Source organism: Saccharopolyspora halophila (genome assembly GCF_039531955.1).
Lineage (GTDB): Bacteria > Actinomycetota > Actinomycetes > Mycobacteriales > Pseudonocardiaceae > Saccharopolyspora > Saccharopolyspora halophila.
The window spans coordinates 450,895-466,680 of sequence record NZ_BAAARA010000001.1 but is presented as its reverse complement, the minus strand read 5'-3'; the positions used below and the strand labels follow the sequence as shown (position 1 = coordinate 466,680).

Here is a 15,786-nt window from a genome sequence, read left to right as displayed (position 1 = left end):
TCACCCGGCGCACAGCTCCAGGGCCTCGTCGATGTCGGTGGTCACCCGCAGCGCTTCCATGGAACGGGCCGAGGCGAAGCCGGTATCGGCCAGGTTCCGCAGCCAGTCCAGCAGGCCCTGGTAGTGGCCGTCCGGGTCGAGCAGGACCACCGGCTTGTTGTGCATCCCCAGGTAGCGCGAGGTCCAGATCTCGAACAGCTCCTCGCAGGTTCCGATCCCGCCGGGCAACGTCAGGAACGCGCTGGCGTGCGCGTCCATCAGGCCCTTGCGCTCCCGCATGGTGTCGACCACCAGCAGCTCGTCCGACTCGGTATCGCCCACCTCCTTTTCCAGCAGGGCGCGCGGGATGACGCCGACCGTCCGGCCGCCGTCCGCGCGGGCGGCGCGGGCCAACTCGCCCATCATCGAGACCCGGCCACCACCGGATACCAGCGTCCAGCCGCGCTTGGCGATCTTGCGCCCGACCTCGGCCGCCAGATCCAGGTGGGGCTGCGGAACGGGCCCGGACGCGCAGTAGACGCACACCGAGACGTCCCCAGTAGATCCACCGATTTCCGTTGCCGCAACGGTCAATGCGTCTGCTCCCAAGCTTCGTAGGCCTCCTGCACGATGGAGACCGCATCATCGATGTCGTCGGTGAGGTGCAGCAGCGCGAGATCCTTCTCGCCGATCTTCCCGTACTCCAGCATGCTGCTGCAGACCCAGTCGTAGAGGCCCTGCCAGTAGTCCTTGCCGAACAGCACGACCGGGAACTTGGTGACCTTCTTGGTCTGCACCAGGGTCAGCGCCTCGAACAACTCGTCCATGGTGCCGAAGCCACCCGGCAGGCAGATGAACGCCTGGGCGTACTTCATGAACATCGTCTTGCGCACGAAGAAGTACCGGAAGTTGACGCCCAGGTCGACCCACGGGTTCAGCCCCTGCTCGAACGGCAGCTCGATGCCCAGCCCGATGGACAGCCCACCGGCCTCCGAGGCCCCGCGGTTGACCGCTTCCATCGTGCCGGGCCCGCCACCGGTGATCGACGCGCAGCCGATGCCCGCGAGCGCCCTGCCCAGCTCCACACCGGTCTGGTACTCGGGGTGCTCGCGCGGGGTGCGGGCGGAGCCGAACACGGTCACCGCGCGCGGCACCTCGGCCAGCGCGCCGAAGCCCTCGACGAACTCGGCCTGGATGCGCAGCACTCGCCACGGGTCGGTGTGCACCCAATCCGTGGGTCCTCTGGAATCCAGCAGCCGCTCGTCGGTGGTGGTCGGCTCGCTCGAGCGCGAGCGACGCAGCACCACGGGGCCGCGTTGCTTCTCGTGCGGACGTTCCGCACCGTTGGACCGGGCTTCGCTCATGGGCCCGAGACTACGCAGCCACTGATCGCTCGCGGTGTCCAGGCCGTCACTTTGCGCACGATGAAATGCCTGTTCATGGGAGATTCAGGCGGCGTACCATGGAACGACAAGATCGAGTGGCGCGGCGACGGCGGCCGCGCACACCACGCAGATCTCGGGATCTACGCAGGCGCGCCCCACGCGTCGCCGGGCCGATGCAGCTTCGAGCCCGGGAGTCCGCCATGATCATCGAACTGCTGATCGCGATACTGGCCGCAGGCGTCATCTACCTGGCGGCCAGCCTCAAAGTCGTACGCCAGTACGAGCGGGGCGTGGTGTTCCGCTTGGGACGGGTGCAGGAACTCACCCGCGGGCCGGGACTGACCATGATCGTCCCGGCGATCGATCACCTCCGGAAGGTGAACCTCCAGATCGTCACGATGCCGGTGCCCGCGCAGGAGGGCATCACCCGCGACAACGTCACCGTCCGCGTGGACGCGGTCGTGTACTTCCAGGTCGCGGATCCGCAGAAGGCGATCATCAACGTCGAGGACTACCTGTTCGCGGTCGGTCAGGTCGCGCAGACCTCGCTGCGCTCGATCATCGGCAAGAGCGATCTCGACGATCTGCTGTCCAACCGCGAGAAGCTCAACCAGGGCCTCGAGCTGATGATCGACAGCCCGGCGCTGGGCTGGGGCGTGCACATCGACCGGGTGGAGATCAAGGACGTCTCGCTGCCGGAGTCGATGGAGCGCTCGATCGCCCGGCAGGCCGAGGCCGAGCGCGAACGCCGCTCGCGGATCATCTCCGCCGACGGCGAGTACCAGGCCTCCCGCAAGCTCGCCGATGCCGCGCACGTCATGGCCGACACGCCGCAGGCGATGCAGCTGCGGCTGCTGGAGACCGTGGTGGAGGTCGCCGCGGAGCAGAACTCCACGCTGGTGCTGCCGTTCCCGGTCGAGCTGCTGCAGTTCGTCGACACCGTCAAGGGCGCCGGTGCGGCCGCCGCGAAGACCGAGACCTCCGAGGAGACCGAAGCGACCGAGCGAGGCACCGAAACCGCGGAACCGGACGAGGAGCGACCGGAACTGACCGAGTCCGCCCCCGGAACCGAACTACCGCAGCAGCGCACCCGTGAGGTCTTGGAACCCGGCGACTCCGAGGCCGTGGGCACGGCCTGAACGACCGGTAGGCACGACCGCACCGCGCGGGCGGCGTCCTGCTGAGCCGGCACCGCGCCGCCCGCGGCGGGGAGGAACGCGTTCGGCGGCCGGGTCAGCTCAGGAAGCGCTGCAGGGTCTCCGCGCAGTGCCGGATCTCGGCGGTGCGGACGTTCTCCTGCTGAGTGTGCGCCAGCGTCGGGTTGCCGGGGCCGAAGTTGACCGCGGGCAGGCCGCGGGCCGCGAAGCGGGCGACGTCGGTCCAGCCGAGCTTGGCGACCGGCTCCGACTGCGAGGCGCTGACCAGCCCGGCGGCCGCCGGTGAGGTCAGTCCGGGCAGCGCGCCGCCGGAGCAATCGGTGACCGTGAGGTCGAAGCCGTCGAAGACCTCGCGCAGGTGGGCCTCGGCCTCGGCGGCCGAGCGGTCCGGGGCGAAGCGGTGGTTGACGGTCACCACGCACTCGTCGGGCACCACGTTGCCCGCGACGCCGCCCTCGATCTTCACCGCCTGCAGGCCCTCGTGGTACTGCAGGCCGTCGATGACCGGGTTGCGCGGGGTGTACTCGCTCAGCCGCCGCAGGACCGGCTCCGCCGCGTGGATCGCGTTCGAGCCCATCCACCCCCGCGCGGTGTGCGCGCGGGCGCCGGTGAGGCGGATCTGGACGCGGATGGTGCCCTGGCAACCGGCCTCGATCGCGGCGTTGGACGGTTCGCCGACCACCGCGAGGTCGCCGTCGAGCCACTCGGGCAGCTCGCGCTCGATGCGGCCGAGACCATTGCGCTCGGCCTCGATCTCCTCGCAGTCGTAGAACACGAAGGTCAGGTCGTGCCGCGGCTCCGGCAGCGTCGCGGCCAGGTGCAGCAGCACCGCGTCGCCGCCCTTCATGTCCACCGTCCCGCACCCGTGCAGGACCTCGTCGGCCCCGGAACCGGTGCGGCGCACCGGCAGGTTGTCGTTGATCGGCACGGTGTCCAGGTGCCCGGCCAGCACGACCCGCTCCTGCCTGCCGAGGTCGGTGCGCGCCAGCACGGCCTGCCCGTTGCGGACCACCTCCAGGTGCGGCGCCTGCTCGCGCAGCGCCCGCTCCACCGCGTCCGCGATGTCGCGCTCATCCTCCGAGACGCTGGGGATGTCCACCAGCGCCGCGGTCAGTTCGACGGGGTCCGACTTGAGATCCAACGAGCCACTCACGCCCGGCAGGCTACTCCGGGTGGCGAGGTTCACAGTCGGCGGCGCTCCAGCGCGCAGCTGCGCGTTCGATCACGATTGGTTCTCCCGTAACCGGGTCGTGCGGTTTCCGGCTGGTCGATCCGGCAAGATGCGGGACGCAACGACGTGCACATCCGACGGGGGTATCCGGTGTTGGACCCGCGAGGCGTGCTTCGGCAGCGCCCGAGCATCGAGGACATCAGCGCGCAGTACCGGCGGATGCAGCAGCGGGTGATCGAGCTGCTCGACCAGGCCCTCGGCCCGATGGACTGGACGGTCGTCGAACCCGAGTCACCCCGGAACTGCACCTCCTTCCCCGGCATCGCCGAGGCCGAGAGCCGGCTGCTGGAGGCCTGGCGCTCGCCCCGCTCGATCACCGATGACGACTGGCCGCGGGCGATGGGCATCGTGCGCTCGATCACCGCCGAGCACGGCTTCGAGCCCCCGGAGATCGTCATCAACCGTTCCGGGGACCACGAGGTCACCGGCAACGACACCTACGGCGCCGTCTACTCCTTCGGCACCGCGACCGGCACCGAGCTCAGCGTCACCACCGGGTGTCATCTGCGAGCCGCGCGCACCGCCTGATCGCGCCACCCCGTGCGGGCCGAGCGGGGCGTTGCCGATTACCGTTTTGCACATGAGCGCATTCCCCGACCAGCAGAGCACCGGCGCCCACGGCGTGGGCCTGGCCACCGTGACCGACGACGGCACGGTCCTCGACACCTGGTTCCCCACCGTCAAGCTGGGCGAGTCCGGGCAAGCGGGCAGCACGCGGCTGACCGCCGAGCGAGCGGCCGAGTCCCTCGGGGAAGCCGGCGCGGCGCTGCTCGGGCGGGATGACGCCCGCGGCGTGGAGATCGTCGCGGTGCGCACCGAGATCCCCTCGCTCGCCGACGCCCCGGCCGACACCCACGACGTCTACCTGCGGCTGCACCTGCTCTCGCACCGCATGGTCCGCCCGCACGGGGTCAGCCTGGACGGGCAGTTCGGCCTGCTGGCCAACGTCGTGTGGACCAACCACGGCCCGTGCCCGGTGGAGGGCTTCGAGGCCACCCGCCTGCGGCTCAAGGCGCGCGGCCCGGTGACCGTCTACAGCATCGACAAGTTCCCCCGGATGGTCGACTACGTGATCCCGTCCGGCGTGCGCATCGGCGACGCCGACCGGGTCCGCCTGGGCGCGCACCTGGCCAGCGGCACCACCGTGATGCACGAGGGCTTCGTGAACTTCAACGCCGGGACGCTGGGCGCCTCCATGGTCGAGGGCCGGATCTCGGCGGGCGTAGTGGTCGGCGATGGCTCGGACGTCGGCGGCGGTGCCTCGATCATGGGCACGCTCTCCGGCGGCGGCAAGGAGGTCATCTCGGTCGGCGAGCGCTGCCTGCTCGGTTCCAACGCGGGCATCGGCATCTCGCTGGGCGACGACTGCGTCGTCGAGGCCGGGCTGTACATCACGGCGGGCACCAAGGTGACCCTGCCGGACGGCACGATCACCAAGGCCGCCGAGGTCTCCGGCAACGACGGCCTGCTGTTCCGCCGCAACTCCACCACCGGCACCGTCGAGGTCGTCAACCGCACCGGCGGCAAGATCGAGCTCAACGCCGCCCTGCACGCCAACGACTGAGCAACGGCTCTCGAAGCCGCGAGAACGGCCGGGCATCCCCGCGAGGGACGCCCGGCCGTTCCTTCGGCATGGGGCGGCAGCAGCTGCTCTGCTTCTGGTGTGGGACTCAGCCCGCACCGCGGCGGTTCTCCGCGGCCCGCCTGGCGAGGACAGCCGCGACGCCGCGCAGGCCGCTGATCGACGAGCGGATCCCGCCGCCAGCGGGACGCTGAGGTTCCGCCGCTTGCGCAGCCACGCGAACCGCCACCATCTCCTAAAATTGGGAATGGTGTCTGGCGGCGTGGTGGACCAGGTTCGCTCGGGGCTCGCAACCCGGTTGCAGGCCTTGCGGGAGCACGAGGGCGGGACCAGGGACGGCAGCGATCCCGAGGAGCTGCACCAGATGCGGGTATCGGTGCGGCGCATGCGGGAGATGCTGCGCTCGGCCCGCAGCTTCCTCGACCGAGAGCACTCCGAGCCGCTGCGCAACGAGCTCGGCTGGCTGGGACGTGCGCTGGGGCCCGTGCGCGACCTGGACGTGCTGCTGGAACACCTCCGCGAGCAGACCGCGGAGATGCCCGAGCAGGACGCCGCCGAACGACTGCTGGCCGGGCTGGACGCCGAGCACGAGCGCGCCCGCGCCGACCTGCTCGCCGCGCTGGACAGCGACCGCTACCGCGCACTCCTCGACTGGGTCGAGGAAGCCTCCCGGGAGCTTCCCGCGCGCGAATCCGATGCTGGCGACGACGGCGGTTCCGAGCTGCGCGACCTGGTCCTGCGCCAGTTCGGCAAGCTTCGCAAGGACGTCGGCAAGCTGCCCGACGACCCGCCGGACGATCGGCTGCACGCACTCCGGATTCGCGGCAAGAAGGTCCGCTACACCGCCGAGCTCGCCGAACCCGCGCTCGGCAAACCGATCAAGCGCCTGATCAAGGCCACCAAGAAATTCCAGGACGTGCTCGGCGAGCACCAGGACGCCTGCGTCGCCGAGCAGCGCCTGCGCGATCTGGCCGCCGAGGCCGACGCCGGGGCCGCCTTCGTCGCGGGCAGGCTGGTCGAACGCGAACAGCTGCGCAAGGCCGATCGCCGCGCCCGCTGGCCCGGGGCCTGGGACCAGCTCGTCGAGGCCGAGAAGGGCGTCCGGCGCGGCCCCCGCTGAAGCGGCGGCCGCGCCGGTTCAGCCGTTGCTACAGGCGCTTGGCAGCGGCGGCGATGCGCTCGTCGGTCGCGGTCAACGCGATCCGCACGTGCCGGTCGCCGCCCGGGCCGTAGAAGGTCCCGGGGGCGGCCAGGATGCCGCGCTGCGCCAGCCATTCCACGGTCTGCCAGGCGTCCTCGCCGCGCGAGGCCCACAGGTACAGGCCGGCCTGCGAGTGCTCGATGCCGAACCCGGCCGCTTCCAGCGCCGGGCGCAGCGTCGCGCGCCGCTGGGCATACCGTTCGCGCTGAACCGCGACGTGCTCGTCGTCGCTCAGCGCCTCGGTGATCGCCTCCTGAACCGGCCGGGGCACGATCATGCCCGCGTGCTTGCGCAGCTCCAGCAGCCGCGCGACCAGGTCCGGATCACCGGTGACGAACCCGGCGCGGTAACCGGCCAGGTTCGAGGACTTCGACAGGGAGTGCACCGCGAGCAGGTTCCGCCGCGAGGCGCCGACCGACGGGTGCAGCACCGACACCGGATCGGTGTCCCAGCCCAGCGCGAGGTAGCACTCGTCGGAGGCCACCACCGCGCCCATCTCCTGCGCAGCGCGCACCTGCGCGGACAGCTCGCCCGCGTCGAGGACGCGGCCGGTCGGGTTCGACGGCGAGTTCAACCACAGCAGCGCGGTTCCCTCCGGCGGCCGTTCGCCAGGGCCCAGCCGGACCACCTCGGCGCCCGCGATCTTCGCGCCGACCTCGTAGGTCGGGTACGCCAGATCCGGGATGGCCACCACGTCACCCGGTCGCACACCGGCCAGCGTGGGCAGCCAGGCCACCAGCTCCTTGGAGCCGACGGTGGGCAGCACCGCGTCGTGCTCGATCCCGTCGATGCCGTAGCGGCGGCGCAGCGACTCGGCCGCCGCCTCGCGCAGCGCGGGCGTGCCGTGGGTGGCCGGGTATCCCGGCACCTCGGAGACCGAGCGCAGCGCCTGCTGCAGGTTCTCCGGGACCGGGTCGACCGGGGTGCCGACGGACAGGTCGACGATGCCGTCCGGATGGGCGGCGGCCGTCGCCTTGCACGTCGCCAGCGAATCCCACGGGAACTGCGGGAGTTGCGGGCCACGGGGCCCGGACGACACCTCGTCCGGGCCGTGCGCGGGACTCATTCGCCCTGCGGCGGAAGGCTCGTGACGGGCTCGACGTCCTTGTTGACCTTGCCCACCTTGGCCGCACCGCCCGGCGAACCGAGGTCATCGAAGAAGTCCACGTTCGCCTTCGTGTAGGCGGCCCACTCGTCCGGCACGTCGTCCTCGTAGTAGATGGCCTCGACCGGGCAGACCGGCTCGCAGGCACCGCAGTCGACGCACTCATCGGGGTGGATGTAGAGCATCCGCCCGCCCTCGTAGATGCAGTCGACGGGGCACTCTTCGATGCATCCCTTGTCGAGCACGTCCACGCAGGGCTCGGCGATCACGTAGGTCACGGTTCACTCCTGCTCGAAGCGTTGTCCTCGGCGCGCAGGAATCTCCTGGCGCGGCTAATGACAGTATCCCTCGGACTCCCCTGCTGGGGTAACTGGTCCCACGGCTCGGGAGGCCGTGTTGACCTTACGATGTCCGGGTAAACGCCGTAAACGGTGTCTTCCGCTTCCCCCGCGATACCCGCGATGCCCACCGATAATGCCGATCACGGGTGAATTCGCACCAGCCTGGCGGTGAGCCTCGCGAGCCTCCGGACAAAAGGAACGTGCCATGCGCCACACCGCCGCTCACCGGGCGGATCAGCTCTTGGCGGCCTGCTTGCTGAGCACGATCCCGAGCATCATCGCGCTGGGCAGCGCTCCACCGCCGAGCAGCAGCAGAGTGCGCCAGTCGCTACCCAGCAGCACCACGTCGCCACCGGGGCCGAACACCCCGAAGATCAGCACCACCAAGAACCACACGACCAGGGGAGCCCCCGCGACCCGCCGGCGCGCGGAGATCCAGCCCGCCGCTGCCACCAGCAGCGGCGTGGTGACCGCGGCGACGGCGGCGGCGATCGGGAACTGCACCGGCCCGATGTAGAGCGGCAGGTAGAGCAGCTCGACCACGGCCAGGATCGCGGCATCGAGCAGCAGGAAGCCGAGCAGAACGGCGTCGCGGAACGTCACCGGGTCTCCAGTCCGCCGAACAGGTCGGTCGCGCAGCCGTTCGCGTCGCCGCTGGCCAGCACGTAGTGCTCGGTGCCCAGCAGCGGCTGGGCGATGCCGTTGCTCAGCGCGAAGGAGGCGATCCCCGCCCCGTCGCGCCGCTGCTCGACCCAGACCTCGACCTGGGTGGCGTGCGCGCGCAGCGCGGCGATCTTGGCGGGCAGGTGCTCGGCGACGTCGATCGCGGTGGTGATCGATCCCTCGTCGACGCCGGGCAGCTCGTGCGACTCGGGCAGCCGGAACGGCAGGTCCGCGGACTCGGCCAGCTCGGCGAGGCCCCGGTCCTGCGCCTGCCGGGACGGCACGGCGTGGAACAGGCGCCGCACGTCGGTGCTGCGCTCGACGGCGGCCTCGGTGACCTCGTGCGCCCGGATGTGGTCGGGGTGCCCGTAACCGCCGTCCGCGGCGTAGGTCACCACGACCTCCGGCCGGAACTCCTCGATGATCTGCACCAGCTGGTCGGTCTGCTCGGCGAGGTCGCCGATGGCGAAGGCCCTCGGGTGCGCGTCCGGGACCGCGGTCGCCCGCCCGGGCTCGTCCCACAGCATCCCGGAGTCCCGCCAGCGGCCTGCACCGCCGAGGAACCGGTGCTCGGACACCCGCAGCGCGGCCAGGGCCGAGCGCAGCTCGCCGATTCGATATCCGCCCAGCTGATCGGCCTCGTCGCTGACCAATCCCCGCAGCTCGGCCGGGATCACCTCGCCGGCCTCACCGAGCGTGCAGGTCACGACCATGACCTCGACCCCGCGAGCGGCGTACCGGGCGATGGTCCCGCCGGTCCACAACGTCTCGTCATCGGGATGCGCGTGCACCAGCAAGAACCGAGCCATGGCCCCAAGCCTAGCCACCCGAACGATCGACCCCAGCAGCCCCAGGCCCGTGACAGTTTTGCCTAAAACTGTCCGCCTGCGGCGCCCGAAATGTCCGGACAGTTTTAGGCAAAACTGTCACCGCGCTACCGGCACCGCCACGCAGGCCGCGAACCGCTCTCAGGCGTAGCTGTTCAGGCGTAGCTGTTCAGGCGTAGCTGTTCAGGCGTAGCTGTTCAGGCGTTGCTGGCGCAGGCGTAGCTGTTCAGGCGTTGCTGGCGCAGGCCTAGTAGCCGTCGCTGTCGGCTGGGGTGCCGAGCCATTGGGCCGCCGTGGAGAACGGGCCGGCGAGGCCGTTGCCGACCTCGACGCCCTTGACGTCGTCGCGCACCGCCAGCACCTGGGCCTGCTGGTAGAGCGGCAGGGCGATCGCTTCCTCCCAGACCTCGGACTCGACGCTGGCCGAGGCCTTGGCGAACGGCTGCTTGCCGGTCAGGGCCGCGTCGATGGTCGGCTGCAGGAGCTCGTCGCAGAAGCCCGCAGAGTTGTACGGGAACGGCTGCTCGTCCGGACCCGCGCCGGGACAGCCGAAGGCCGACGCCATGGTCGCCGCCGGATCCCCGCCCGCCGGGCGCGGCGCGATCGCCATGTCGACGGTGCCCGCCGTGCCGGCCTCCGCCGAGATCGGGTCGGTGGCCAGCATCTCGTTGAAGAGCTGATCGCTGGTCGGCGTGACCACCGTCGCCTGGATCCCTGCCGCGCGCAGCTGCTTCGCGGCCTCCTCGGCGATGCGGGCGTAGGACTCCTGCTCGAACGGCGCCGCGATCACCAGGTTCAGCGGAGTCCCATCTCGCATCCAGGAATCACCGCTGCGCTGATACCCGACCTCGGTGAGCAGGCGCTGCACCTCCGCCGGATCCGGCACGTCCGGCATCCCGGCGGGCTCGGTCGGCTTGTACGCCGGATCGGTGGGCGCGAGCACCTGCGCGTGCGCGGGCAGCTGCTCCCCCGGACCGCCACCGGTCCCGGCGTCGATCAACGCGCGCCGGTCGAGGGCGGCCAGCACGGCCTGGCGCACCTTGCCCTCGGACAGCGCCCGGCTGTCCTGCCGCAGCAGCACCTCCATGGTCGCCGGCCGCGGCACGGTCAGCACCCGAACCTGATCGCCCAGACCCTTGAGCTGCCCGATGGTGCCGGAGTCGGCGCTGAACATGGCCATGTGACTGTCCCCGCTGCGCAGCGCCTGCACCTGCCGGGTCTTGTCCAGCGCGCGGAGCACGACCCGTTCGGAGCGCGCGGGCGGGCCCCAGTAGCGGTCGTTGCGCTCCAGGATCAGCTCGCCGCGATCCAGGTCGACCTGCCGGATCGCGAACGGCCCGCCGGAGGCGGGATAGCCCTCGTCGAGGGCGGCGCCCCAGTCGCGGGGCGCGTCGCGCAGCAGATGCGCGGGCAGCAGGTTGTTGAACAGGGTGCGCCAGCCCGGGAAGGGCTTGGCGAAGGTGACGTCGACGGTCTTGCCGCCCTGCCGGGAGGCGACGTCGTCGATCAGCCGGTACCCGGCGGGATTGATCACGCCGGGTTGCGAGCGCAGCTGCTCCCACAGGTAGACGAAGTCCTCGGCCGCGATCGGCGCCCCGTCGGACCAGCTGGCCTGGCGCTTGATCCGGTAGCGCACGGTGAAGTTCTGCGCGTCCGGCACGACCTCGGCGGATTCCATCAGCGTGGTGTCCAGCCGCGGCACGCCGGAGGGATCCGGGCGGAACACCGACGGCAGCATCAGACTGGCCAGCGCGGAACTGGTCGGCGACAGATCGGCGAGGGTGTGCGGGTTGAACCCGCTCTCGAGCTGATCCACGCCGACGACCACCTCGATCGGCATCGGCCGGGCGGGCTCGCTCGTCGTCGGCGGCGGGGGCGCCTCACCCGGCGGCACCAGCTGCGGCGGAGGTGCGTTGGTGCACCCGGCGACCAGGCTTACCGCGGCCACCAGCAGGGGAACCGAACCCCATGGGCGGCGTCGACCCTGGGACACGCCGAACCTCCCATCACATCGTCCCCCGACAACTCGAACTCCGACGAGCCCTCGGAACAGCGGCCCTCGCGCGTTCGCGAACGCGCGAACCCCCTATGGTTCCTGCCTCCGATCGGGTGATCGGCACCGGGGTCGGCGACCAGTTTGCTAGCTGCCGGGACGCCGCGCCCGGGGAACGGCGAAACGGGCGGGCGAGCCCCTGCTGGAAAGCACCCGCACCGCGCCGCGATCCGGCTCCGCGCACCCGGCAGGCGACGCACGTTCGCCCGGCCGGTTCTCGCGGAACCGGCCGGGCGAACGGACACGATCAGCCGGCGGACGCCGGCCGGGAGCAACCGGCTCAGGCGTTGTTGTCGCGCGCCTTGGCGCGGGACCGCTCGCGGCCGCGGGTGACCGAGTCGAGGGTCACCTTGCGGACGCGGGTGACCGACGGGCCGATCTCGACGCACTCGTCGACCGAGCAGAACTCCAGCGCCTCCTCCAGCGAGAGGGTTCGCGGCTTGGCCAGCTTCTCCAGCTCATCAGCGCTCGAAGAGCGCATGTTGGTGAGCTTCTTCTCCTTGGTGACGTTGACGTCGAGGTCCTCGGCGCGCGGGTTCTCGCCCACGACCATGCCCTCGTAGACCTCGTTGGTCGGCTCCACGAAGAACACACCGCGGTCGGACAGCTGCAGCAGCGCGTACATGGTGGCCGAGCCGGCGCGGTCGGCCACCAGCGAGCCGGAGTTGCGGGTGCGCAGCTCGCCGACCCACGGGAAGTAGCCCTCGAAGACGTGGTTGGCGATGCCGGTGCCGCGGGTCTCGGTGAGGAAGTCGGTGCGGAACCCGATCAGGCCGCGCGCCGGGATCACGTAGATCAGGCGGATCCGGCCGGTGCCGTGCCCGTCCACCGACTCCATGCGGCCCTTGCGCGAGGCGAGCAGCTGGGTGATCGCACCCATGTACTCCTCGGGCGAGTCGATGGTCAGCCGCTCGAACGGCTCGCACAGCTTGCCGTCGATGGTCTTGGTGACGACCTCGGGCTTGCCTACGGTGAGCTCGAAGCCCTCCCGGCGCATGGTCTCCACCAGCACCGCCAGCGCCAGCTCACCACGGCCCTGCACCTCCCAGGCGTCGGGCTTCTCGGTGGGCAGCACCTTCATGCTGACGTTACCGATCAGCTCGGCGTCCAGGCGGCTCTTGACCTGCCGGGCGGTGACCTTGCTGCCACCGTTGCGGCCGGTCAGCGGCGAGGTGTTGACGCCGATGGTCATCGAGATCGCCGGGTCGTCGACGGTGATCCGCGGCAGCGGCTGCGGGTCGTCCGGGTCGGCGAGGGTGTCGCCGATGGTGATGTCCGGGATGCCCGCGATGGCCACCAGGTCGCCGGCCGAGGCCTGCTCGGTGGGGACGCGGTCCAGGTTCTCGGTGATCATCAGCTCGGTCAGGCGGACCTTCTCGACCGTGCCGTCCTCGCGGCACCAGCCGACGGTCTGGCCCTTGCGCAAGGTGCCCGAGTGGATCCGGCACAGCGCGATCCGGCCGAGGAACGAGGACGCGTCGAGGTTGGTCACCAGCGCGCGGGTGGGCGAGTCGAAGTCGGCGGCGGGAGCCGGGACGTGCCTGAGCAGCACGTCGAACATCGCGGTCAGGTCCTCGTCGACCGGCAGCTCGCCGTCGACGGGCTGGGACATCGAGGCGCGGCCCGCGCGGGCGGAGGCGTAGACGACCGGCAGGTCGAGAACGGCCTCCATGTCGAGCTCGAGATCGCCCTCCTCGTCGAGCTCGGTGGCCAGCTCGAGCAGCAGGTCGTGGGTCTCCTCGACGACCTCGGCGCAGCGCGCGTCGGGGCGGTCGACCTTGTTCAGCACGAGGATGACCGGCAGGCCCGCGGCCAGGGTCTTGCGCAGCACGAAGCGGGTCTGCGGCAGCGGGCCCTCGCTGGCGTCGACCAGCAGCACCACGCCGTCGGCCATGGACAGCCCGCGCTCGACCTCGCCGCCGAAGTCGGCGTGGCCCGGGGTGTCGATGACGTTGATGGTGACCGCACCGTCGCCGGTCTCCCGGCGGATCGCGGTGTTCTTCGACAGGATCGTGATGCCCTTCTCACGCTCCAGGTCGTTGGAGTCCATCACGCGGTCGACCAGCTCGGCACGTTCGGAGAACGCCCCGGACTGGCGCAGCATCGCGTCCACCAGGGTGGTCTTGCCGTGGTCGACGTGCGCGACGATGGCTACGTTGCGCAGATCACTGCGCGTGGGGGCGGCGACGCTTGCGGACACGCGGGTACTCCATGGTTTCGACGCGGAAAAGGGCACGGCGGGTTCGTCGACTTGGCGCACCAGCTGCTGGTGCGATGCACCTGCGGGTCCTCCAGGTACCGGCCGCGGCTCCACTGCGCCGCCGCTGCGGAGCAAATTTCGGGCGACACCCCGCTGCTGCGGGGAGACGTGCGTCGACTCGCGGCTCCTCCCAGCGTAGTGCAAGGGTGCGCGAAGCCAACGCCCACGTGCGCAGTGCAACACCGAGCGGCCCGCTGAACGCCTGTTTCGCCGGGCAGCGGCGGGCCGATCGGCGGGGCACAGGCCGCGCAGAACCACCGCGCGATCACGTCCGCTTCGCCCGGCCCGTTCCCGGCGAAACCAACAACCAAGATCAAATGGGCTGGCGCGGGAGACGAAAGCGACATGGGGGTCGCCTTCGAAGTTAGGTTCGCCTAGCCTTCAAGGGCGCCCCTGTCCCCACCCCGGAAAGAAGCACCGTGGGCAAAGGCACCATCGAGGTCAAGAAGAAATGCTGTCACTCGCAACCCCCGTGCGACAGCTGTCCGATCGTGCTGCTTCGCAAGCTTTTGCGCGACGCCAAGGCCGAAGAGGTCAAGAAAGCGAAAAAGAAGAGCAAAAAGGCGGACAAGAAAAAGGACGCAAAATGATCTCGGCCGCGGTGCGCACCGCGGCCGGGGCAGGTTCCGCGCCCTAGCGCTCGGCGCCCTCGGAAGCCGTTGTCAGCTGATCGGCGTAAGCGGCGAGCTCGGGGATGGTCCGCAGCGCCTGGAACTCGATGACGTCGTGTCGAACCAGCTTGTGCAGCGCGAACGGGTCGGTCGCGAGGATCGCGTCCAGCTTGCCCCGGGGCATCGCCCGAGCGATGATCACGGCACCGTTGCGCGGCTGCCGGTGACCTGCGGCGATGAAGTCTCCGGCGTCGTAATGCCGCGTGATCCATTCGTAGTGATCTACCAGCTGGGCGTCGATTTCCGATACCGGTGCGGTGTATTCGAGCAGCACTACAAACATGCTTTCACGATAGACCTTCCGGTCCGCGAATGCCGATCACCGAATGGAATCATTTCCCGTACGCACACGCTTCCGCCGCGCACGTTGACAACGCGCGAGATCGGAGTTTTCGGCCTGTTGTTCGAACGCGGCGAGCGATGCCGGAAACCGGTGGGCCGCGCGGTGCGCTATCCGGTCAGCAACCCCCGCATGTTGTGCAGCAGCACCCGATCGGTGTTGAGCCAGTCGAGGTCGGTCAGCTCGGCGGCGCTCACCCAGCGGAGGGCCTGGTGGTCGACCGGCTTGGGCTCCGCCGCGGGTTCGACCGGCCGCGCGGTGTGGATTCGCAGCAGCATGCCGTTGTCGAGCGGAACGTCGGTGCCCAGCGCGCCGGTGGGTTCGACGTCGATCGCGAGCTCTTCCCGGCATTCGCGCACGACCGCGTCCTGCTCGGACTCGCCCGGTTCCACACGACCGCCGGGGAGCTCCCAGCGACCCGCGTCGGCCGCCGGGTAGCTGCGCTGCTGGGCGAGCAGACTCCCGGAGCGGACGATCGCGGTACCCACCACGATCGGGCGGGACGCCCAGGACTCCGCGAGGTCGCGGACCGCCCGGATGCGCGCGTCCAGCACGTCGAGGACCAGCCCGCGGCCGATGACGACGTCGGCGAGCTTGCCGAGCGGCCCCAGCGGGGAGGTCCAGGAAAGCGAATCGGTGAGCAGGGTGCGCGGGCCGACCGCGGCCAGGGCCGTCTCATGGCGCAACCGCGGTAACGGGCCGGAGACCAGCACCGACGAGGTCCCGTCGGCCTCGGCGCGTTCGATGCGGGTGGTCAGTTCGAACGGCACTCCCGCGGCGCGCAGCGCGAAGCGGAGCTCGTCACCGGGGATCAGCAGCTCGGCGGGGCAGGTCAACGCCCTCCCGATGACGCCTCTCGGGGCGAGCCCGGCCTCAGCGGTGCGGGTGTGCCGCAGCGCGGCCCCCACCGTGGTCGCGGGTGCCTCGATCAATCCGGTGCTGCGCAGAACCGACACGGTCGACCATCTTGCCCGACGCCGCCCGCCGGTCG

16 protein-coding genes are annotated in these 15,786 nt (G+C 70.6%); 5 read left to right on the top strand and 11 right to left on the bottom strand.

Annotated features, from left to right (window positions below):
* The gene (locus tag ABD289_RS02260; protein WP_344125901.1) at positions 1-573 is read right to left on the bottom strand and encodes an LOG family protein; all 573 of its coding nucleotides are present in this window, start codon (positions 571-573) and stop codon (positions 1-3) included.
* Positions 570-1,343, bottom strand: coding sequence for an LOG family protein (locus ABD289_RS02255; protein WP_344125899.1), 774 nt, complete (start codon positions 1,341-1,343; stop codon positions 570-572). The genes ABD289_RS02260 and ABD289_RS02255 overlap by 4 nt, the downstream gene beginning before the upstream one ends.
* Positions 1,344-1,564: 221 nt before the next feature.
* Between ABD289_RS02255 and ABD289_RS02250 the strand changes: the two genes are divergently transcribed.
* Positions 1,565-2,503 carry a slipin family protein gene (locus ABD289_RS02250; protein WP_344125897.1) on the top strand — a complete coding sequence of 313 codons (939 nt, stop codon included), beginning with the start codon at positions 1,565-1,567 and terminating at the stop codon, positions 2,501-2,503.
* A 94-nt stretch (positions 2,504-2,597) separates the two neighbouring features.
* On the opposite strand, the gene dapE is transcribed toward ABD289_RS02250, so the two are convergent.
* Positions 2,598-3,674 carry a succinyl-diaminopimelate desuccinylase gene (dapE, locus tag ABD289_RS02245; RefSeq protein WP_344125895.1) on the bottom strand — a complete coding sequence of 359 codons (1,077 nt, stop codon included), beginning with the start codon at positions 3,672-3,674 and terminating at the stop codon, positions 2,598-2,600.
* A gap of 168 nt (positions 3,675-3,842) precedes the next feature.
* Between dapE and ABD289_RS02240 the strand changes: the two genes are divergently transcribed.
* The 3 genes from ABD289_RS02240 to ABD289_RS02230 all read left to right on the top strand — a co-directional run bounded on the left by ABD289_RS02240 (position 3,843) and on the right by ABD289_RS02230 (position 6,454).
* The gene (locus tag ABD289_RS02240) at positions 3,843-4,280 is read left to right on the top strand and encodes an LppA family lipoprotein (RefSeq protein ID WP_344125893.1); all 438 of its coding nucleotides are present in this window, start codon (positions 3,843-3,845) and stop codon (positions 4,278-4,280) included.
* 52 nt (positions 4,281-4,332) lie between these two features.
* On the top strand, positions 4,333-5,316 hold the full coding sequence (dapD, locus tag ABD289_RS02235; RefSeq protein WP_344125891.1) for a 2,3,4,5-tetrahydropyridine-2,6-dicarboxylate N-succinyltransferase: 984 nt from the start codon (positions 4,333-4,335) through the stop codon (positions 5,314-5,316).
* Positions 5,317-5,581: 265 nt separating this feature from the next.
* A complete protein-coding gene (locus ABD289_RS02230) occupies positions 5,582-6,454 on the top strand; it encodes a CHAD domain-containing protein (RefSeq protein ID WP_425564531.1) in 873 nt (290 codons plus the stop codon).
* Positions 6,455-6,482: 28 nt separating this feature from the next.
* On the opposite strand, the gene dapC is transcribed toward ABD289_RS02230, so the two are convergent.
* From dapC to typA, 6 genes are all read right to left on the bottom strand, one after another.
* Positions 6,483-7,601, bottom strand: a complete 1,119-nt coding sequence (gene dapC / locus ABD289_RS02225; protein ID WP_344125887.1) for a succinyldiaminopimelate transaminase — start codon at positions 7,599-7,601, stop codon at positions 6,483-6,485.
* Complete coding sequence (fdxA, locus tag ABD289_RS02220) at positions 7,598-7,918, bottom strand: ferredoxin (RefSeq protein WP_344125885.1); 321 nt, start codon at positions 7,916-7,918, stop codon at positions 7,598-7,600. The genes dapC and fdxA overlap by 4 nt, the downstream gene beginning before the upstream one ends.
* Before the next feature lie 297 nt (positions 7,919-8,215).
* On the bottom strand, positions 8,216-8,584 hold the full coding sequence (locus tag ABD289_RS02215; RefSeq protein ID WP_344125882.1) for a hypothetical protein: 369 nt from the start codon (positions 8,582-8,584) through the stop codon (positions 8,216-8,218).
* Positions 8,581-9,453, bottom strand: coding sequence for an N-acetyl-1-D-myo-inositol-2-amino-2-deoxy-alpha-D-glucopyranoside deacetylase (gene mshB, locus ABD289_RS02210; RefSeq protein WP_344125879.1), 873 nt, complete (start codon positions 9,451-9,453; stop codon positions 8,581-8,583). Before mshB ends, ABD289_RS02215 begins: the two co-directional genes overlap by 4 nt.
* Before the next feature lie 265 nt (positions 9,454-9,718).
* Positions 9,719-11,464: an ABC transporter family substrate-binding protein gene (locus ABD289_RS02205; RefSeq protein WP_344125876.1), complete on the bottom strand. Its 1,746-nt coding sequence runs from the start codon at positions 11,462-11,464 to the stop codon at positions 9,719-9,721.
* 340 nt (positions 11,465-11,804) lie between these two features.
* The gene (gene typA, locus ABD289_RS02200; protein ID WP_344125874.1) at positions 11,805-13,724 is read right to left on the bottom strand and encodes a translational GTPase TypA; all 1,920 of its coding nucleotides are present in this window, start codon (positions 13,722-13,724) and stop codon (positions 11,805-11,807) included.
* A 479-nt stretch (positions 13,725-14,203) separates the two neighbouring features.
* Here typA and ABD289_RS02195 point away from each other — a divergent pair, with 479 nt between their 5' ends.
* A complete protein-coding gene (locus ABD289_RS02195) occupies positions 14,204-14,374 on the top strand; it encodes a hypothetical protein (protein ID WP_344125872.1) in 171 nt (56 codons plus the stop codon).
* Between the two features lie 43 nt (positions 14,375-14,417).
* Here ABD289_RS02195 and ABD289_RS02190 read toward each other — a convergent pair whose 3' ends face one another.
* Entirely contained in the window at positions 14,418-14,738 is a 321-nt protein-coding gene (locus tag ABD289_RS02190) for a YciI family protein (protein WP_344125870.1), read from the bottom strand.
* 167 nt (positions 14,739-14,905) lie between these two features.
* Entirely contained in the window at positions 14,906-15,751 is an 846-nt protein-coding gene (locus tag ABD289_RS02185) for an NUDIX domain-containing protein (protein ID WP_344125868.1), read from the bottom strand.
* Between the last annotated feature and the right edge of the window lie 35 nt (positions 15,752-15,786).